This is a genomic window from Paracoccus salsus, from assembly GCF_021556615.1.
Lineage (GTDB): Bacteria > Pseudomonadota > Alphaproteobacteria > Rhodobacterales > Rhodobacteraceae > Paracoccus > Paracoccus salsus.
The window spans coordinates 1-18395 of record NZ_JAKGGD010000001.1 but is presented as its reverse complement, the minus strand read 5'-3'; the positions used below and the strand labels follow the sequence as shown (position 1 = coordinate 18395).

Sequence of the window (18395 nt, the reverse complement as noted above, 5' to 3'; positions counted from 1 at the left end):
ATGGAGGGACCCGTCTCATGTCACTGCTGGATGCGGCGCGCGCGGTGCGTGAAATGGCCTATGCGCCCTATTCGCATTTCAAGGTCGGGGCGGCCGTGCGCGGCGTCTCGGGCGCGATCTACCGGGGCTGCAATGTCGAGAACGTCGCCTATCCCGAGGGCACCTGCGCCGAGGCCGGCGCGATCGCCGCGATGGTCGCCGCGGGCGAGACCGAACTGGTCGAGGTCGCGGTAATCGCCGACAGCCCCAGCCCGGTGCCGCCTTGCGGCGGGTGCCGCCAGAAGCTGGCCGAGTTCGGCCGGCACGACACACCCGTGCTGCTGGCCACGCTCGCGGGCGGAACACAGGCCACGACGGTCGGGGAATTGCTGCCCGGGCGCTTCGACGCGAACCATATGGGCCGGGCAGGATGAGCGATCCGCGCCCGGTCATCGCCGCGCTGCGGGACGGTCGTGGTCTGGACGGTCCGGGCGCCGCGCTGATCGCGCAGGGTCTGGCGGATGGATCGGTCAGCGACGCGCAGGCCGGGGCCTTCGCGATGGCGGTCCTGACGCGCGGAACCGGCGAGGAAGGACGGATCGCGCTGACCCGGGCGATGCGCGACAGCGGCCATGTGATGCGCTGGGACCTGCCCGGCCCGATCGTGGACAAGCATTCCACCGGCGGGGTCGGCGACACGGTCAGCCTGATCCTGGCGCCGCTGCTGGCGGCGCGCGGCGTGTATGTGCCGATGATCTCGGGGCGGGGGCTGGGACATACCGGCGGCACGCTGGACAAGCTGGAGGCGATTCCGGGCTATCTCTGCGATCAGCCCGAGAAAGAGTTTCGCCGGATCGTTGAAGATGTCGGCTGCGCGATCGTTGCCGCCAGCGCCGATTTCGCGCCCGCCGACCGGCGTCTCTATGCCATCCGCGACGAATCGGGCACGGTCGAATCGATCGACCTGATCACCGCCTCGATCCTGTCCAAGAAACTGGCGGCCGGGCTTGACGCGCTGGTGCTGGACGTGAAGGCGGGGTCGGGCGCCTTCCTGAAGGGGCAAGACAGCGCCCGGCAACTGGCGCGCGCGCTGGTGCAGACCGCCAATGGCGCGGGATGCCGCACATCCGCCCTGATCACCGACATGGACCAGCCGCTTGCGCGAAGCGCGGGCAACGCGCTGGAGGTCGCCGAGGCGATCCGCGTGCTGAAGGGCGAGGCGGGCGCGCTGCGCGACCTGACCTTGATGCTGGGCGCCGAATGTCTGCGTCTGGCCGGGCGGGATCAGGACGGGCGGGATCAGGACGGGCGGGCGCTCGAAATCCTGGCCGACACGCTGGATTCGGGTGAGGCCGCCGCGCGCTTCGCGGCCATGGTCGCAGCCCAGGGCGGGCCGCGCGATCTGCTGGAGCGGCCCGAGGCGCATCTGGCGGTCGCGCCGGTGATCCGCCCGGTGCCCGCGCCGGCCGGTCCGGGCAGGGGGGCGGGAAGGGCTGCGGTCGCCGGGATCGACGTGACGGCGCTGGGGCATGTGGTCGTGGCCCTTGGAGGGGGACGGGTTCGGGCGGGCGACAGGATCGATCATCGGGTCGGGCTGGACCGGATTGCCAGGCTGGGCGAAGAGGTCGGGCCCGACGCGCCGCTGGCCATGGTCCACGCGGCCGACGAACCGGCCGCCGCGACCGCCATCGCCGCCGTGCAGGCAGCCTACGGGTTCGGCGAGGCCGCGCCGTCCGGACCGCTGGTTCGCGAACGGATCGCCCAATGACCGCGAACCGCGCCTTTCTGATCGTCATGGACAGCGTGGGCATCGGCGGCGCGCCGGATGCGCACCGGTTCTTCAACGACGAGCGGCCCGATACGGGCGCCAATACCGTCGGGCATATCGCGCAGGCCCAGGCGCTGCGGCTGCCCAATCTCGACCGGCTGGGCTTGGGCGCCGCGATCCGTCTGGCCTCGGGGCTGGAGGCGCCGGGCCTGGGCATGCCGCCGCAGGGGCTGTGGGGCGCGGCGACGGAAATTTCAGCCGGCAAGGACACGCCGTCCGGACATTGGGAGATCGCGGGCGTGCCGGTGCCCTGGGAATGGCATTACTTCCCCAGGACCGTCCCGGCCTTTCCCGACCGGGTGACGGCGCGCATCTGCGCGTTGGCGGGGACCGACGGCATCCTTGCCAACTGCCACGCCTCGGGCACGCAAGTGATCGAGGATTTCGGCGCCCGGCATATCCGCAGCGGCTGGCCGATCTGCTATACATCGGTGGACAGCGTGTTGCAGATCGCCGCGCACGAGCAGCATTTCGGCCTGGATCGGCTGATCGCGCTGTGCGAAGGGCTTGCGCCGATGCTGCACGAGATGCGCGTCGGCCGGGTGATCGCCCGGCCCTTCCTGGGCGAGCGTCCGGGCGATTTCACCCGCACCCCGAACCGCCGCGACTTCGCCATCCCACCGCCCGCCGACACGATCCTGGATATCGCGGCCGCGGCGGGCCGCGTGACCCATGCCGTCGGCAAGATCGGCGACATCTTCAGCCATCGGGGCATCGCCCGGTCGCACAAGGGCATGTCCGATGCCGATCTGGCCCGGCATCTGCTGCGACTGGCCGGCGAGGCCGAACCGGGCAGCCTGACCTTCGCCAATCTCGTCGAGTTCGACACGAATTTCGGCCATCGGCGCGATATCCCGGGCTATGCAAGCCAGCTTGAGTGGTTCGACGCCGTGGCGGGGCGGCTGATCGCCTCGGCGGGTCCGGGCGATCTGCTGCTGTTCACCGCCGATCACGGCAACGACCCGTCCTGGCACGGCACCGATCACACGCGCGAACGGGTGCCTGTCCTGGGCTTCGGCGTCGGACCGCGCGCGGTCGGCACGGTGGGGTTCAGCGATATCGGCGCCTCGGTCATGGACCATCTGGGATTGCCGGCGCCGCAGCACGGAAAGTCCTTTCTTTGAAAAAGACCGAGCTTCACCTTCATCTGGAGGGCGCGGCGCCTCCGGGCTTCATCCGCGGGCTTGCAGCCGAAAAGAGGATCGCGCTGCCGCCGATCTTCGACCGGCTGGGGAATTATGACTATTCCGGCTTCGCCGACTTCCTGCGCGTCTACGAGGCGGCGACAGGCGTGCTGCGAACGCCGCGCGACTACGCGCGCCTGCTGGCCGAGGTGCTGGAACGCAGCGCCGGTGAGGGGGTCATCTACACCGAGCTTTTCGTGTCGCCGGAATTCTGCGGAGGCGGCGATCTGTCGGCATGGCGCGACTATCTGGCCGCGATGACCGAGGTGGCCGACCGGCTGCGCACGCAGGGTATCGACAGCCGCGCAATCGTGACCTGCATCCGCCATTTCGGCCCCGATCGTGCCAAGGCGTCGGCGATCTGCGCCGCCGAAACCGCGGGCGACTGGATCACCGGCTTCGGCATGGGCGGGGCCGAGACATTCGGTCGCGCGATCGATTACGAATGGAGCTTTCACTGCGCGCGCGAGGCCGGGCTGGGCCTGACCTGCCATGCCGGGGAATGGGCTGGACCCGACAGTATCCGGCAGGCGCTTGCGCTGGGTTGCACGCGCATCGGCCACGGCGTGCGGGCCATCGAGGACCCGGCCCTGGTCCGCGACCTGGCCGAACGCCAGATCGTGCTGGAGGTCTGCCCGGGGTCCAATATCGCCTTGGGACTGTATCCCGACTGGACCGCCCATCCCATCGCAAGGCTGGCCGACGCGGGCGTCAGGGTCACCGTCTCGACCGATGATCCGCCCTTCTTCCACACCAGCATGCGGCATGAGTATAACCGGCTTGCCGATGCCTTCGGCTGGGGCGACGAGGATTTCGCGCAGATGAACCGATGGGCGATCGAGGCTGCGTTCTGCGACCCGGCGACCCGCGACTGGCTGAGAAAGGAATTCGCGTGACCCAACCTCACCTGACGGTGATCACCCATCCGCTGGTTCAGCACAAGCTGACCATCATGCGTCGCAAGGATGTCTCGACCGCAAGTTTCCGCCGTCTTCTGCGCGAGATCAGCCTGCTGCTGGCCTACGAGGTCACCCGCGGACTGGACCTGACCACCACCACCGTAGAGACGCCGCTGTGCCAGATGCAGGCCCCGACGCTGGCGGGCAAGAAGCTTGCGCTGATCTCGATCCTGCGGGCGGGAAACGGCCTGCTGGACGGCATCCTGGAACTGATACCCTCGGCACGGGTGGGGTTTGTGGGCCTGTATCGCGATCCGGAGACGCTGCAACCGGTCGAGTATTACTGCAAGGTCCCCGATCTGGATCAGCGCATGACGATCGTCGTCGACCCGATGCTGGCGACCGGAAACTCGGCGGTGGCGGCGATCGACCTGCTGAAGCAGCGCGGCGCGAAAGACCTGCGCTTCCTGTGCCTGCTGGCCGCCCCCGAAGGGGTCGAGCGGATGCGGCAGGCGCATCCCGACGTGTCGGTCTATACCGCGGCGCTGGACGACCGGCTGAACGATCACGGCTATATCGTACCTGGCCTGGGCGATGCCGGCGACCGCATGTTCGGGACGAAATAAGCCGTCGTTAACCCACGTTTCAGGCTTTTCGCCTAGTTCTGGCGACAGGATCGAATCGTGGGTGGATTATGCGGGTCTTGCTGGGTGTCGTCTTCTGGCTGGGTGGCTTGGCCATGGGACAGGCTGCGCCGGTCCCCCTGCCGCCCGCTGATTTCGGCGGCTCGCAATATGTGGACGGCTCGGGTTGCGTCTATCAACGCGACGGCGCGGGCTGGACGGCGCGGCGTGACAAGGCAGGCGCACGGATCTGCGGCTTTCCGCCGACGTTGTCGTCGCGGCGCCTCGATCCTGATCTGGACCGGCTCCTGGCCCCCGAAGACAAGGAAGCGCCGCGATCGCCCGAGGATCTGCTGGCCGAGCAACTGGCGTCGGGGTTGCGGCAAGGTGAATTCGTTGCCGATCCGCGACCGGCCGAAATACGGACCGACCCGCTATTGCCGCAGCAGCCCTCGCCGATCGTGACCGAATTGTCGCAATTCGCCGCCCACGAGGCCGCGTTGCGCGGCGCGCTGACCGGTGCGGGACGGTCGGGATCGGCTCTCTGCACGCTGCTGGGCTACGAGCCCGATCCGAACCCGGTCTTGCTGCTGGGCGGCGACGTGACGCAGGGTCTGTGTCCGGGGATGCGGGCGCCTGTGCCAGAGCAGAGGTTCAGCGATATCGCGCCGGGCCAAGCGCCCGAACTGCGCCCGTCCGGGGCGTCGCCAGCGGCGCAGGCGAAACCGCGATCCGCGCAGTCCCCGGCGATCGCGGCGGCCGGATCGTCCGCGCTGACAGCCGATCGCCGCGCCGGGTCATCGCCTGCCCCCGCCGCGCCAGCGCCGAAACCGCCCGTCCCGGGCCGCGCCGAAGCGCGACCGACGGAACCGCCTCAGCCTGCCGCGCCGGATGTCGAGATGATTCCGCCCACGGCGCGATACGTCCAGGTCGGCGCCTATGCCGATGACGAAAACGCCGACAGCGTCATACGCCGCCTGTCTTCGTTGGGATATCGGGTCGCGCAGAAGCGCATGCGCAAGGACTATCAGACTCAGCGGTTGATCCTGGCCGGGCCCTTCAGCGACCGTGCCGCGCTGGTCGCGGCCCTGAACAGGTTGCGGGCCGAGGGATATCCAGGCGCCGTGGCCCGCTGAGAACAGGCCGCTTGCGTCCGGGCGCATCCGAGGCGTGGCGGATCCGTGACCCTCGCGATCGCCGGCGTGACGCCGCCCGCCTTCGCATCTTGCCGGTCTGCTCTGGCGGGACGGACCGGGCCGACCGCCCTTGCCTCCCGACTCGAGTCAAGCCACTCGGGCCGCAAGACGCGCGCCAAGTCCGCAGACAACCGGGCGTGGCGTGTCGTCGCTGCGGCAATCGCCTGACATCTGACGAAGGACGGCGTCCCGCGCGGCGGCCGTCTTTCGGTCCGCGATGGTTCGGGGTTTCCGTGCGCAGGCCAGGCTGCCGCTCTGCGTTGCGAAACTCGGGTCGTTTCGTGCAGAGGCGCATGGAACGCAGCGTCATTCCGCCAGAGCCACGCCACGGTCATTTGCGCAACACCGTCATGGCGCGAACGCGCTAGCCGATCCGCACCAGCCGATGTTTCTTCTTGCCGACCGAGACCTTCAGCCCGTCGCCGATCAGCAAGGCGTCGATCGGCATCTGGGGGTCCGCCACGGCGTCGTTGTTCAGCCGCAACCCGCCCTCGGCGATCAGGCGCTTGGCCTCCTTGCCGCTGGACGTGATGCCGGTCTGAACCAGCATCTGCGCCACCGTCATCCCGTCCTGCAGCGCTGCGGACGGAAGGGTGGCGACCTCAAGATCGCCGCCCGCGCCGCCCTGCTCGAAGACCTCGCGCGCCGTCGCCTCGGCGCTGGCGGCGGCCTTGGCGCCGTGCAGCAGGGTCGTGACCTCGTTCGCCAGCCGGATCTTCGCCTCGTTGATCTCGGCCCCCTGCAGCGCGCCCAGACGGTCGCATTCGTCAACCGGCAGTTCCGTATAAAGCTTGAGGAACCGGCCGACATCCGCATCCGTGGTGTTGCGCCAGAACTGCCAGAACTCGTAGGGCGGCAGCATCGCGCCGCTCAGCCAGACCGCGCCGCCCGCCGACTTGCCCATCTTGCGCCCGTCGCTGGTGGTCAGCAGCGGCGAGGTCAGCCCCCAGACGACGGCGTCATCGACCCGCCGGGTCAGGTCGATGCCGTTGATGATGTTGCCCCACTGGTCCGACCCTCCCATCTGCAACCGGCAGTCATGGCGCCGGTGAAGTTCAAGAAAATCATACGCTTGCAGGATCATGTAGTTGAATTCGAGGAAGGACAGCGACTGCTCGCGGTCCAGGCGGGACTTGACCGATTCAAAGGACAGCATCCGGTTGACGCTGAAATGCCTGCCGATGTCGCGCAGGAACTCCAGATAGTTCAGGCCGTCCAGCCATTCCGCGTTGTTCAGCATCAGCGCGCGACCGTCGCCATAGTCCAGATAGCGTCCGAAAACCTGCCCCATGCCGTCGATATTCGACTGGATCGCAGCCGCGTCCAGCAAGGGCCGTTCTTCGGCGCGGAAGGATGGATCGCCGACCTTGGTCGTGCCGCCGCCCATCAGCGTGATGGGCTTGTGGCCGGTCTTCTGAAGCCAGCGCAGCATCATGATGTTCAAGAGATGGCCCACATGCAGCGACGCCGCCGTCGCATCATAGCCGATATAGGCCGTCACCGGCCCGGCCATCAGCGCCTGATCCAGCCCCTCATGGTCGGTGCAGTCCGCGACATAGCCGCGCTGCATCATCACGCGCAGGAAATCGGACTTGGGGCTGTAGGTCATGGGCTGTTTCCTTCTGATCGAGGCGGATATACCGGCTGCATGGGCAAAGGAAAAGGCGCGATGATCCGGGCTTTGGGGATGATGTCGGGCACCTCGATGGACGGGGTGGACGCGGCGATGATCGAGACCGACGGCATACGCATCGGCGGGTTCGGTCGCAGCGCGTTCAGGGCCTATTCCGACAACGAGGCCGCGGCGCTTCACGCGGCGCTGGGATGCTGGCCCGGTGCGCCCGGCGTGGCCGACGCCGCCGAGATATCGATGGCAAGCCACGCCGCGCTGGCGGGCGGCTTCCAGGAGGCGGAACTGATCGGCTATCACGGCCAGACGCTGGCGCATGATCCCCGGGGGCGCGGCACGCACCAGGCCGGAGACGGAGCGGCGCTGGCCCGGGCGACGGGTCGGCCGGTGGTCTGGGATTTCCGCAGCGAGGATGTCCGGCAGGGAGGCGAGGGCGCGCCGCTGGTGCCGTTCTTCCACTGGGCCTGCGCCGAATGGGCGATGGGGCAGGGCAGGCTGCCAACGGCGCCGGTTGCGTTTCTCAATCTGGGCGGTGTGGGCAACATCACCTGGGTGGACCCGACTGCCCGGGCGCCCGAGGACGATGCTGCCTGCCTTGCCTTCGACACCGGCCCGGCCAACGCCCCGATCAACGACCTGATGCGCGGCCGGTTGCGGCAGACCCATGATGCCGGGGGCGCGCTTGCGACGCGCGGGCGGGCGGATGGCGGCATCGTCGCGCGGTTTCTGCGCCATCCGTATTTCGAACGCCCGCCGCCGAAATCCCTGGACCGGGACCAGTTCGCGGGGCTGATCCGCGATGTGTCCGGGCTGTCCGACGCGGATGCGGCGGCGACGCTGGTCGCGGCGCTGGCCGGGTCGGTCGCGGCGGGCTGGCGCTGGCTGCCCTCGGCCCCGCGGACGCTGCTGGTTGCGGGTGGAGGACGACACAACGCGGCGATCATGGCCGCGCTGCGCGCGGCGCTTGACGCCGAGATCCGGCCGGTCGAGGCCGCGGGCATGGACGGGGACATGCTGGAGGCACAGGCATTCGGCTGGCTGGCGGTCCGGGTTCGGCGGGGCCTGGCGACCTCGGGCCCGCGCACGACCGGTGTGCCGGAGCCAGCCTGCGGAGGTCGCATCAGCCATCCGCGCTGAAAGGCGTGTCGTGGCGGAACCGTCATGCGGCCTGCTGGTTGTTGTGGTGACGTGGCCGCAATCGGCCACCAGCCGACAGGGAGGATAACCATGACCAGGGATCTTTTGGGAACCGTCGCGGCGCTGGCGCTGCTTGCGGGTGGCGCCGCCGCGCAGGACACGGATAGCGGGACCGACGCAGCGCAGGCTGGCGGTGCCCGGATCACCATCGAGGAATGCGCGCCGGTGGTGACCGTGACGCAAACCCCGCCGCAGGTGATGATCACCATGCCCGAGAGCGAAGGCGGCGAACCGCGGGTGAGCGTCACTCAGGCCGCGCCGGAGGTCACCGTGGAGACATGCGAGCCGACCGTGACCCTGACGCAGGACGGCGCCGAGGCCGAAGCGCAGACCCAGTTCACGGCGGCCGAACCCGAATTGCAGATCAGGGCGGCGGAAACGGCCGAACTGACCGTCTCGCGTCATGCCGACGGATCGGCCGAGAGCGCCGCGTCGGCGGGCGGCGATCAGGACGGTGCCGCGCAGGAGCCAGAGGCGGAGGGTTCCGGCGGCGATGACACCGCAGATGGCGAAAGCGATCCCGCGGCGGATTCGGGCGACGCCGAGACGGACAGCCGCGACGCGGCTGACGGCGAGGGCGAGGTCGCGCTTGGGCAGGCCGGGGCAGTGGCAGACACCGATCCGGATCCGGCGGAAGCCGCGGCGGCGGCCAGTGACGGGCCCGGTGGCGAGAGCATCGTGACGACGCCGGATGAAGCGGCCGACAGCGCCGATGAGACCGCCAGCACCGACGAACCCGCCGAGCCTGTCAGCCGCGAGGCTGGCGGGACCGGCGTGCCCGGGGCGGCCGCCGTGCCTCAGCTGGAAGGCGACGCGACCGACCCCGCCGCCGACCTGACCACGCCCGAGGACCGATCGGCGGCGGGACAGGTTGCGCGTGCCGGTGACAACGCCGAGACGGCGATGCCTGACGATGATGCCGGGACCACCACGGAAAGCGACGCCGAGACTGCCGCGGACGGCGGTGCGGCCGAGGGCGTCGTGGCGCGGGCGGAACCGATCGCCCTGCGCGAAGGCCGGACGATGGTCGATGTGGACGAGGTGGTGGATGCCGGGCTGGACGGGCTGGTCGTGTTCAGCGCCGACGACGAGGAGATCGGCGAGATCGACCGGTTCGATACCGAGGGCCGGTTGGCGGTGATCGCGGTTGGCGGCTTCCTGGGTCTGGGGGAACGCGATGTGGCCCTGCCGCTGGACGAGATTTCGTTCCAGCGCGACGGCGATGGAGATGTGCGCGCCTATATCGGCCTGGCCTCGGAGCAGATCGAGGGCATGCCGCCCTACCAGCCGGTCGAGTAGGTTTTCCGACCGCGGCGCCCGGGGCGCCCCGGACTTGCAGGATGTGAGGTCCTGTCCGCCCGCCGCGTTGCCGGCGGGCGGATGTTTTTTCGCCTGCTCTCTTGACGCGCCGATGCGGTCTGCGTAAACCGCCTCTCACCCCGGCGGGCGATCGGCCGGGGAAGGTAAGTGTGCGGTTGTAGCTCAGTTGGTTAGAGTACCGGCCTGTCACGCCGGGGGTCGCGGGTTCGAGCCCCGTCAACCGCGCCACTTGCACCTTGTTCGCCCGGATCTATGCGCGGTTGTAGCTCAGTTGGTTAGAGTACCGGCCTGTCACGCCGGGGGTCGCGGGTTCGAGCCCCGTCAACCGCGCCATTTCCATTCCTGCTGAACTCCTCCGACTGCTGCACCGCTGTCAGCCGCTGCTTGCGCCGTCATCGATTTCGGGATCGGTTCCGGGCGGGCCAGCGGCGAGGCAAGAGGCGGGCGCTGTCCCCCGTCATGACGACGCTCTCCGGGATATTCTTCGAACAGGGCAGGTGACGCGGGTCCGTCGCTGTCAGCCGACCGGACGCATATTGGGACTCCTGTCGCCGCGCCGGATTGGCTATGGAGGATCGCGGCGCAAAAATCTGGCGTCGCGGCCGAAGACGGATTTGCGGATCGCGAGCGAAGGATGATGAGGGACATGGACGACGCAGGGGCGCTGATCGAACATATGGGCCGTGCCGCGCGCGAGGCGGCCGTGGATCTGGCGGTGGCGTCGGCGGACACCAAGCGTGCCGCGCTGATCGGCGCGGCCGAGGCGATCCACGCGAACGTGCCGGCGATCCTGGAAGCCAATGCGCGCGACCTGGAATTCGGCCGGCAGAAAGGGCTGTCGGAAGCGATGCTGGATCGGCTGAAGCTGGACGAGGACCGGCTGCGCGGGATCGAGGACGGGCTGCGTGCCGTTGCCCGGCAGCGCGATCCGGTCGGTGAGGTCCTGGCCGAATGGGACCGGCCCAACGGTCTGCATATCCGGCGGGTGCGCACGCCGATCGGGGTCATCGGCGTGATCTACGAAAGCCGGCCGAACGTGACCGCGGACGCAGGCGCGCTGGCGCTGAAGGCCGGAAACGCGGTCATCTTGCGGGGCGGGTCCGAGAGCCTGCATTCCAGCCAGGCAATCCATGGCTGCATGCTGCAGGGGCTGCGCGAGGCCGGGCTGCCCGAGGCGGCGATCCAGCTGGTGCCGACCCGCGACCGGGCCGCGGTCAGCGCGATGCTGCAGGCGCAGGGTCTGATCGACGTGATCATCCCGCGCGGCGGAAAGGGTCTGGTCGGGCTGGTGCAGCGCGAAGCGCGCGTGCCGGTCTTCGCGCATCTCGAAGGCATCTGCCACATCTATGCCGACCGCGACGCCGACCCTGAAAAGGCGCGTCGGGTCGTGGTGAACGCAAAGACCAGGCGAACCGGGATCTGCGGGGCGGCAGAGTGCCTGCTGATCGACAGCGCGGCCGATCCGGCCCTTCGCGAACTGCTGATCGGGTCCTTGCTGGAAGCCGGGGTCGAGGTGCGTGCCGCGGGCGAACTGGCCCGGATCGCGGGAACCGTGGCTGCGGGGGAGGATGATTTCGGCAGGGAATTCCTGGACAGCATCATCGCCGCAAGGCTGGTTGACGGGGTCGAGGGTGCGATCGCGCATATCCGGCGTTTCGGCAGTCAGCACACCGAGTCGATCCTGACCGAGAACGATGCCACCGCCGACCGCTTCCTTGCCGGTCTGGACAGCGCGATCCTGATGCGCAACGCCTCGACCCAGTTTGCCGATGGCGGCGAATTCGGCATGGGCGCCGAGATCGGAATCGCCACCGGCAAGCTGCATGCGCGCGGTCCGGTCGGGGCCGAGCAGTTGACCAGCTTCAAGTATCTGGTGATCGGCGACGGGACGATCCGGGCCTGATCGCGGGATCAGAAGGCGATCTCGGCGCCTTTCTCGTCCATGTCCCAGCTGAGCCTGCGGCCTGCGCCGCGCGCGGCCTCGGCCATCAGGGCGAACTGCACCTCCGAGGGGGCAGGTGGCCGGGCCGGACCCTCGGCGTCCGGGCCAAGCCATGACCACAGCGCCGGATCGGGCCGCATCCGATCGGATTCCGAGATCAGGCGCCAGCCCGGCAGCTTGCGCAGCACCAGCACCCGTCCGCCCCAGGGCATGGCGGTTTCCATGCACATCAGCGCCAGCATGACCATCCGGATCTCGATCCGGGCAAAATCGCCATCGGCCTCAAGCTCGATCCGCAGCCGGCCCTGCGACGAGACGCCCTCCAGCAGCCGCAGCAGCTCGGCGCGGGCAATCCTCTGGTCGCCCTGCGCTTGCCCGAATGCCATCCGGAATGCCTGGATCCTCGCCCGTGCGGCCTTGACCGATTCGGCGATCAACTGCAGTTCGGGACTGTTCGAGACGCCGGGATAGTCGGGTGACATCTCGAGCAGCTCCACCCCGTTGCCGATCGCGCCAAGTGGCGAGATCAGGTCGTGGCACAGCCGTGATCCCAGCAACGCCGCCAGATCGCCCGGCGAGATGCGCGTTGTGTCGAGAGTCATGCAGGGCTACCTTTCGTCGAGCGGAACGGAGAGTTGGACGTGAACGAGATGCTGGAACCCGGAATGATCGTCCGCCATCCCGGTGCTCCGGAATGGGGCGAAGGGCAGGTCCAGTCGCGGATCGGAAACCGCATCACCGTGAACTTCGCCGAGACGGGAAAGCAGGTCATCGACGGTCGCAAGGTGTCCTTGCAGATCGTGCGGCTGGATGATCGGTGATATTGGTTAATCATGGACCAAAAATGCAACCTCGAATTGCATTATGCAAGTCCCTCCTTCGAAGCCGGGTCGCGGGGCGTGCGGCCTGTGTTGCAATGGCGCCGACCTGCCTCTAGACAGGCGCGCGCCGACCCTTCCTTTCAGCATGAAGGCCGCATGAAGTCCGACACCTCCTATTTCGACATCCGCATCGCCACGTCAGAACGTGATCTTCTGGCCGCGCAGCGGCTGCGCTATCGGGTCTTCGTGGAAGAGTTGGGCGGCACCGGGCCGCTTGTCGATCACGAGGCCCGCCTGGAACGCGACGAGTTCGATCCCGTCGTCGATCATCTTTGCCTGATCGACCGGCGGCGTTCGGCCGAGGCTCTCGATCACGTCGTCGGCGTCTATCGCCTGTTGCCGGGAACGCGGGCCGAGGAATTCGGGCGCTTCTATTGCGATGGCGAATACGATCTGACGGTGCTGCGGAACTCGGGCCGCAAGCTTCTGGAACTGGGCCGTTCCTGCATCGATCCGGCCTATCGCGGCGGGTCCGGGATGTTCCTGTTGTGGAATTCGCTGGCCGATTACGTTCTGGAACTGGGAATCGAGGTGCTGTTCGGGGTGGCGAGCTTTCACGGCACCGATATCCAGACCTTGGCGCCCTCGCTCAGCTGGTTGCACCATCACCATCTCGCGCCCGATGCGCTGCGGCCGGTGGCCCGTGCGGACGGGTTTCAGCGCATGGATCTGATCCCGCCCGAGAGGCTGGACCGGCGCGAGGCGCTGGTCGCGATGCCAGCATTGATCAAGGCCTATCTGCGGCTTGGCGGGCTGGTGGGCGAGGGGGCCTATCTCGACCACGACTTCAACACGACCGATGTTTTCCTGCTGATGGACACCAAGGCGATGTCGGACAAGCATCGCAAGTTCTATGAAAGTCGCTGGCAGGGATAATGGCGCAGGGTGACCCCGGACGCGGGGCGGCCACATGGCGCGAGGTCGAGACACCGGCGCTGCCGCGACCGCAGGGCCTCGCCGGTTGGTGGCGGGTCATTCGGCGGGGCCTGCCCGCCGTGCTTGTGCTGCTGGTCGGCGTGATCCTGATTCTGCCGCTGCGCGTGGCCGAGCGCCTGCTGCACGGGCCGCGCCGCCCCTGGACCGGGCCGCATGTGCGCCTGACCTGCCGCCTGGTGCTGGCCTGCATCGGCTTGCGCTGGCGCCGCGAGGGCCAGCCGATGCGCGGGCCGGGCGCGCTGGTCGCCAATCATTGCAGCTGGCTGGACATCCTGACCATGAACGCCGCGCTGCCGGTGTTTTTCGTCAGCAAGTCCGAAGTGAAGACCTGGCCGGGCATCAATATCCTGACCGCCGTGACGAACACGCATTTCGTCGTCCGCGACCCGAAGCTCGCCCGCGGCCAGGCCCGCGAGTTCGCCGCGCGCCTCCGCGCCGGGCACCGGCTGCTGTTCTTTCCCGAGGGCACATCGACCGATGGCCGCCGCGTGCTGCCGTTCAAGCCGACGCTGTTCCAGGCCTTTCTGGACCCCGACCTGCCGGTCGGACTGGCAATCCAGCCGATGAGCGTGGTCTATCACGCACCCGCCGGCGCCGATCCGCGATTCTATGGCTGGTGGGCCGACATGTCGCTGGCCGACCATCTGCTGGCGGTTCTGTCGGCGCCGCGGCAAGGCTGCGCCGAGGTGGTGCTGCACCCCGCGATTCCGGTGGCCGGGGAAACCCGCAAGACGCTGGCGCAGAAGACAGAGATCGCGGTCCGGAACGGCGTCGCGCAGAAGATTCGCCGCGCAGATTCGGCTTGAAGCTACGCCGCGCCGACAATATCTGGTATGGTTTACCGTCCCCGCCACCAAGGAATGCCCTCATGAGTCGCTTTGCCGCCCCCATCGCCGAACAGATCTGGGACATGAAATACCGGATGAAGGACGCCGAGGGGCAGCCGATCGATGCCTCGGTCGAGGATAGCTGGCGGCGCGTCGCGCGCGATCTTGCGCGGGTCGAGAAGGACCCGGCCGAATGGGAGGAGCGGTTCTACACCGCGCTCGAGGATTTCAGGTTCCTGCCCGCCGGCCGTATCCTTGCGGGCGCCGGGACCGGTCGCGCGGTGACGCTGTTCAACTGCTTTGTCATGGGCACCATTCCCGACAGCATGGGCGGCATCTTCGAGATGTTGAAGGAGGCCGCCCTGACGATGCAGCAGGGCGGCGGGATCGGTTATGATTTCAGCACCATCCGCCCGCGCGGGGCCGAAGTGAAGGGTGTGGCCGCCGATGCATCCGGCCCGCTGTCCTTCATGGACGTGTGGGACGCGATGTGCCGCACGATCATGTCGGCCGGGTCGCGCCGCGGTGCGATGATGGCCACGATGCGCTGCGACCATCCCGATATCGCGCAGTTCATCGAGGCCAAGCAGGACAGCGCAAGGCTGCGGATGTTCAACCTGTCGGTTCTGGTCACCGACGCGTTCATGGAAGCCGTGAAGACGGACGGACCGTGGGATCTGACCTTCGGGGGCCGGGTCTATCACACCGTCCAGGCGCGCGATCTGTGGAACCGGATCATGCGCGCGACCTATGATTTTGCCGAACCCGGCGTGATCTTCATCGATCGCATCAACAACGCCAACAACCTGCACTATGCGGAAACCATCGCCGCCACCAATCCCTGCGGCGAACAGCCCCTGCCGCCTTACGGCGCTTGCCTGCTGGGTTCGATCAACCTGGCAAGGCTGGTGACGCAGCCCTTCACCGAGGCGGCAGAGCTTGATCCGAAGGCGCTGGACGATCTGGTCCGGACCGCGATCCGGATGATGGACAATGTCGTGGACGCCTCGCAGTTTCCTCTGCCGCAGCAAAGGGCCGAGGCGCAGGCCAAGCGCCGGATCGGGCTGGGCGTGACCGGGCTGGCCGATGCGCTGCTGATGCTGGGCTTGCGCTATGGCGCCGCAGATGCGGTCGAACAGACCCGCGTCTGGATGAAGGCGATCGCGCGGGCGGCCTACCTGGCTTCGGTCGATCTTGCGCGCGAGAAGGGGGCCTTCCCGCTGTTCGACGCCGAGCGCTATCTGCAATCGGGTTTCATGGCGAAGATGGACCAGGATGTGCGCGCGGCGATTGCCGAACACGGGATTCGCAACGCCCTGCTGACCTCCATCGCACCGACGGGCACGATCAGCCTTTACGCCGGCAATGTCAGTTCGGGGATCGAGCCGGTCTTCGCCTATGCCTATAGCCGCAAGGTCCTGCAGAAGGACGGCTCGCGCAGCGAGGAAGAGGTCGTGGATTATGCCGTGCAGATGTGGCGCGACCTCAAGGGCGATGCGGCGCTTCCCGATTATTTCGTGAATGCCCAGACCCTGGCGCCCCGCGACCATGTCGCCATGCAGGCCGCCGCGCAGGAATGGGTGGACAGCAGCATTTCCAAGACCATCAACTGCCCGCAGGATATCGGCTTCGAGGAATTCAAGGATGTCTACATGGCGGCCTGGGATCTGGGCTGCAAGGGCTGCACCACCTATCGTCCGAACGATGTCACCGGCTCGGTCCTGTCGGTCAGCGAGAAGACCGAGACAACCCCCGAGGCCGATCAGGGCGCGGATGTCGTCTACCTGACCGAGCCGCTGGACCGTCCGGCCGCGCTGGAAGGATCGACCTACAAGCTGAAATGGCCGGGCAGCGAGCATGCGATCTACATCACCGTGAACGACATCGTGCAGGCCGGACATCGCCGGCCCTTCGAGGTGTTCATCAATTCCAAGAACATGGAGCATTACGCCTGGACCGTGGCGCTGACGCGGATGATCAGCGCCGTGTTCCGGCGCGGGGGCGACGTGTCCTTCGTGGTCGAGGAACTGAAGGCGGTGTTCGATCCGCGCGGCGGCGCGTGGATGCAGGGGCGCTATGTGCCTTCGATCCTGGCGGCAATCGGCGGCGTGATCGAGCGGCACATGATCTCGATCGGGTTCCTCGCCGGCGAAGGGCTGGGTCTCAAGGCCGACCCCAAGGCCGAGGCGATGGTCGTGGGCGAACGCCCGCGCGGCCCGGCCTGTCCCAGCTGCGGCCAATATGGGATGCGGATGATCGAAGGTTGCATGACCTGCCCGAGTTGCGGCCATTCCAAATGCCAATAGCCACGACCGATTGAGGTGCTCTGAAACGGAAGGCAATGAATGGCCATTTCGGGTATCGAATTGGCCATTCTGAAAGCCTGTCTCGGCCACAAGGCGTTTCCCCTGGAAACGAGGCCTTTCGGGACCTTCTAACGGAACAGGTGCCCCTGGATGTCGATGAAGGCCTTCCGGATCTCGGCGACAGATCCGCGTGCCGCCTTCGCGTCGTTCGTGCCGCCCTACCGGACGCGCAAGACTTTCCGGATCCTTCGAAACGATGGCTCCTCGACCCTATGCGCCGCGTAGGCCGGAAGGACATGGTTCAGGACTTGGCGCATCTCCAATTCGCAGGCGTCGGGGCCGCTTGACGTGCTTCCGGGCCTGCGCTGCGAGCATGCCGGGCAGCAGGAGATCCGTGCCCGACGAACCGGATCAAGCCCGAGGGTGGCCGCGATCCGACGGGGGGTGTGCGCGGCCCGGTTCCGGACGCCGAACCGCTTCGCGTCGATCAGCCCGCCCGCACGCTGGCGCTCATGGGTGATCTGCCGGACAGGCCCGTCATCTCGCAATAGGTTTCGATCCGGGCCAGACCGACTTTACAGATCAGGCGCCGCCCGAACAGGGTCGGCATGATCCGGCGCCATCCGTCGCGGGCGCAGGTCGAGAAACAGGCGGGCGGCTTCGGCGCGCGCGTCCGCGGCTCCTGATCGCTGCCCAGCTTTGGCTTGACGCCTCGCATAGAGGCAGCACACATTGCGGCCAAACCGCATTGCAGGGCATCCGATGCGAGGGCGCAATATCATCTTCGTTGCCGCGGTCATCGTTGTCGCTGTCGCGTGGGGTTGGCACCGTGATGGACAGGTAAGCGCGGACTGCCGTAACGCTCAGTCGGCGGTAAACGACGATCCCCGAGAGGCCATTTTCTTGGACTGGAAAGCCGACGCCTGCGGTCAGTAGGTCGCTCATCCGTCCACCTCGGGAGCTCTTCTCCCGGCCCGATGCTTGCGCATCGTGCGCACGGCGCTGCGGAGGCCCCACTGGAGCCTCCGCTGGCCTTCAGCCACCGCGCCTGAATCGTCGATCACCGCGAGAATGCGGAATGTCCGTGAGGCGCCGAAGCGGCTCTTTCGAATCGTCTGCTCCTTCGCGATTGATCAAACTCTACATCAGACCGAGGGATCACGAGGGGAGCCGGTCGGGTTCCACCGTGCTGACCGAGGCCGAGGAGGCGATGGTCGTCGCATTCCGGCGGCACACGCTACTGCCATTGGACGATTGTCTCTATGCGCTGCAGTCATCGATCCCGCATCTGACGCGGTCAGCGCTTCACCGATGCCGACAGCGTCATGGCATCTCGCGCCTGCCGGACGTCGAGGGCGACAAACCCAAGCGCCAGAAGTTCAAGCGCTATCCCATCGGCTTCTTCCACATCGACATTGCCGAGGTTCAGACCGCCGAAGGCAAGCTTTACCGCTTCGTCGGCATCGACCGGACGTCCAAGTTCGCTGTCGCCCAACTCGTTGACACGGCTGACAGAAAGACGGCTTGGGAGTTCCTGCAGCACATGCCCGAAGCGGTGCCCTATCAGGTCCACACCATCTTGACCGACAACGGAATCCAGTTTGCAGAGCAGCCCCGGAACCGAAACACCATCTACGCCCGGCCAAT

At 67.6% G+C, this 18395-nt stretch carries 16 protein-coding genes, 2 tRNA genes and 1 pseudogene; 16 read left to right on the top strand and 3 right to left on the bottom strand.

The window, feature by feature from the left end; all coding sequences use genetic code 11:
- Window positions 1–17 precede the first annotated feature (17 nt).
- The 6 genes from L1965_RS00090 to L1965_RS00065 all read left to right on the top strand — a co-directional run bounded on the left by L1965_RS00090 (window position 18) and on the right by L1965_RS00065 (window position 5649).
- Window positions 18–413, top strand: a complete 396-nt coding sequence (locus L1965_RS00090) for a cytidine deaminase (protein WP_235754376.1) — start codon at window positions 18–20, stop codon at window positions 411–413.
- The gene (locus tag L1965_RS00085) at window positions 410–1747 is read left to right on the top strand and encodes a thymidine phosphorylase (RefSeq protein ID WP_235754375.1); all 1338 of its coding nucleotides are present in this window, start codon (window positions 410–412) and stop codon (window positions 1745–1747) included. Before L1965_RS00090 ends, L1965_RS00085 begins: the two co-directional genes overlap by 4 nt.
- Window positions 1744–2931 carry a phosphopentomutase gene (locus L1965_RS00080; RefSeq protein ID WP_235754374.1) on the top strand — a complete coding sequence of 396 codons (1188 nt, stop codon included), beginning with the start codon at window positions 1744–1746 and terminating at the stop codon, window positions 2929–2931. The genes L1965_RS00085 and L1965_RS00080 overlap by 4 nt, the downstream gene beginning before the upstream one ends.
- Window positions 2928–3887, top strand: a complete 960-nt coding sequence (locus tag L1965_RS00075) for an adenosine deaminase (protein ID WP_235754373.1) — start codon at window positions 2928–2930, stop codon at window positions 3885–3887. Before L1965_RS00080 ends, L1965_RS00075 begins: the two co-directional genes overlap by 4 nt.
- The gene (gene upp / locus L1965_RS00070) at window positions 3884–4516 is read left to right on the top strand and encodes a uracil phosphoribosyltransferase (protein WP_235754372.1); all 633 of its coding nucleotides are present in this window, start codon (window positions 3884–3886) and stop codon (window positions 4514–4516) included. The genes L1965_RS00075 and upp overlap by 4 nt, the downstream gene beginning before the upstream one ends.
- Window positions 4517–4584: 68 nt before the next feature.
- Window positions 4585–5649, top strand: coding sequence for an SPOR domain-containing protein (locus L1965_RS00065; protein ID WP_235754371.1), 1065 nt, complete (start codon window positions 4585–4587; stop codon window positions 5647–5649).
- Window positions 5650–6073: 424 nt separating this feature from the next.
- On the opposite strand, the gene tyrS is transcribed toward L1965_RS00065, so the two are convergent.
- Window positions 6074–7318 carry a tyrosine--tRNA ligase gene (gene tyrS, locus L1965_RS00060; RefSeq protein ID WP_235754370.1) on the bottom strand — a complete coding sequence of 415 codons (1245 nt, stop codon included), beginning with the start codon at window positions 7316–7318 and terminating at the stop codon, window positions 6074–6076.
- A 60-nt stretch (window positions 7319–7378) separates the two neighbouring features.
- Here tyrS and L1965_RS00055 point away from each other — a divergent pair, with 60 nt between their 5' ends.
- The 5 genes from L1965_RS00055 (at window position 7379) to L1965_RS00035 (ending at window position 11759) form a co-directional block, all read left to right on the top strand.
- On the top strand, window positions 7379–8476 hold the full coding sequence (locus L1965_RS00055; RefSeq protein ID WP_235754369.1) for an anhydro-N-acetylmuramic acid kinase: 1098 nt from the start codon (window positions 7379–7381) through the stop codon (window positions 8474–8476).
- Between the two features lie 90 nt (window positions 8477–8566).
- Window positions 8567–9835, top strand: a complete 1269-nt coding sequence (locus L1965_RS00050; RefSeq protein WP_235754368.1) for a PRC-barrel domain-containing protein — start codon at window positions 8567–8569, stop codon at window positions 9833–9835.
- Window positions 9836–10007: 172 nt separating this feature from the next.
- Window positions 10008–10084 (top strand) — tRNA-Asp (locus L1965_RS00045).
- A gap of 28 nt (window positions 10085–10112) precedes the next feature.
- Window positions 10113–10189: transfer RNA gene (locus L1965_RS00040), tRNA-Asp, on the top strand.
- A 304-nt stretch (window positions 10190–10493) separates the two neighbouring features.
- Entirely contained in the window at window positions 10494–11759 is a 1266-nt protein-coding gene (locus L1965_RS00035) for a glutamate-5-semialdehyde dehydrogenase (protein ID WP_235754968.1), read from the top strand.
- A gap of 8 nt (window positions 11760–11767) precedes the next feature.
- On the opposite strand, the gene L1965_RS00030 is transcribed toward L1965_RS00035, so the two are convergent.
- Window positions 11768–12400, bottom strand: coding sequence for a histidine phosphotransferase family protein (locus L1965_RS00030; RefSeq protein WP_235754367.1), 633 nt, complete (start codon window positions 12398–12400; stop codon window positions 11768–11770).
- Window positions 12401–12439: 39 nt separating this feature from the next.
- On the opposite strand from L1965_RS00030, the gene L1965_RS00025 reads away from it, so the two are divergent.
- From L1965_RS00025 to L1965_RS00010, 4 genes are all read left to right on the top strand, one after another.
- The gene (locus L1965_RS00025) at window positions 12440–12619 is read left to right on the top strand and encodes a DUF3553 domain-containing protein (protein WP_235754366.1); all 180 of its coding nucleotides are present in this window, start codon (window positions 12440–12442) and stop codon (window positions 12617–12619) included.
- A gap of 156 nt (window positions 12620–12775) precedes the next feature.
- Window positions 12776–13555 (top strand): L-ornithine N(alpha)-acyltransferase, encoded by a 780-nt coding sequence (olsB, locus tag L1965_RS00020; protein WP_235754365.1) that lies wholly within the window; start codon window positions 12776–12778, stop codon window positions 13553–13555.
- Entirely contained in the window at window positions 13555–14421 is an 867-nt protein-coding gene (gene olsA / locus L1965_RS00015) for a lyso-ornithine lipid O-acyltransferase (protein WP_235754364.1), read from the top strand. The genes olsB and olsA overlap by 1 nt, the downstream gene beginning before the upstream one ends.
- Window positions 14422–14483: 62 nt before the next feature.
- Window positions 14484–16748: an adenosylcobalamin-dependent ribonucleoside-diphosphate reductase gene (locus L1965_RS00010; RefSeq protein ID WP_235754363.1), complete on the top strand. Its 2265-nt coding sequence runs from the start codon at window positions 14484–14486 to the stop codon at window positions 16746–16748.
- Between the two features lie 487 nt (window positions 16749–17235).
- Here L1965_RS00010 and L1965_RS15995 read toward each other — a convergent pair whose 3' ends face one another.
- A complete protein-coding gene (locus L1965_RS15995) occupies window positions 17236–17358 on the bottom strand; it encodes a hypothetical protein (RefSeq protein WP_277882918.1) in 123 nt (40 codons plus the stop codon).
- A 570-nt stretch (window positions 17359–17928) separates the two neighbouring features.
- Between L1965_RS15995 and L1965_RS00005 the strand changes: the two are divergent.
- Window positions 17929–18395 (top strand): annotated as a pseudogene (locus L1965_RS00005) (transposase family protein); the annotation flags it as partial.

Coding starts and splice junctions, on each gene's coding strand:
- L1965_RS00065 (WP_235754371.1), top strand. CDS start 4,585: ATGCGGGTCTTGCTGGGTGTCGTCTTCTGGCTGGGTGGCTTGGCCATG.
- olsA (WP_235754364.1), top strand. CDS start 13,555: ATGGCGCAGGGTGACCCCGGACGCGGGGCGGCCACATGGCGCGAGGTC.
- L1965_RS00055 (WP_235754369.1), top strand. CDS start 7,379: ATGATCCGGGCTTTGGGGATGATGTCGGGCACCTCGATGGACGGGGTG.
- olsB (WP_235754365.1), top strand. CDS start 12,776: ATGAAGTCCGACACCTCCTATTTCGACATCCGCATCGCCACGTCAGAA.
- L1965_RS00035 (WP_235754968.1), top strand. CDS start 10,494: ATGAGGGACATGGACGACGCAGGGGCGCTGATCGAACATATGGGCCGT.
- L1965_RS00030 (WP_235754367.1), bottom strand. CDS start 12,400: ATGACTCTCGACACAACGCGCATCTCGCCGGGCGATCTGGCGGCGTTG.
- L1965_RS00090 (WP_235754376.1), top strand. CDS start 18: ATGTCACTGCTGGATGCGGCGCGCGCGGTGCGTGAAATGGCCTATGCG.
- tyrS (WP_235754370.1), bottom strand. CDS start 7,318: ATGACCTACAGCCCCAAGTCCGATTTCCTGCGCGTGATGATGCAGCGC.
- L1965_RS00010 (WP_235754363.1), top strand. CDS start 14,484: ATGAGTCGCTTTGCCGCCCCCATCGCCGAACAGATCTGGGACATGAAA.
- L1965_RS00080 (WP_235754374.1), top strand. CDS start 1,744: ATGACCGCGAACCGCGCCTTTCTGATCGTCATGGACAGCGTGGGCATC.
- L1965_RS15995 (WP_277882918.1), bottom strand. CDS start 17,358: ATGCCGACCCTGTTCGGGCGGCGCCTGATCTGTAAAGTCGGTCTGGCC.
- L1965_RS00050 (WP_235754368.1), top strand. CDS start 8,567: ATGACCAGGGATCTTTTGGGAACCGTCGCGGCGCTGGCGCTGCTTGCG.
- L1965_RS00085 (WP_235754375.1), top strand. CDS start 410: ATGAGCGATCCGCGCCCGGTCATCGCCGCGCTGCGGGACGGTCGTGGT.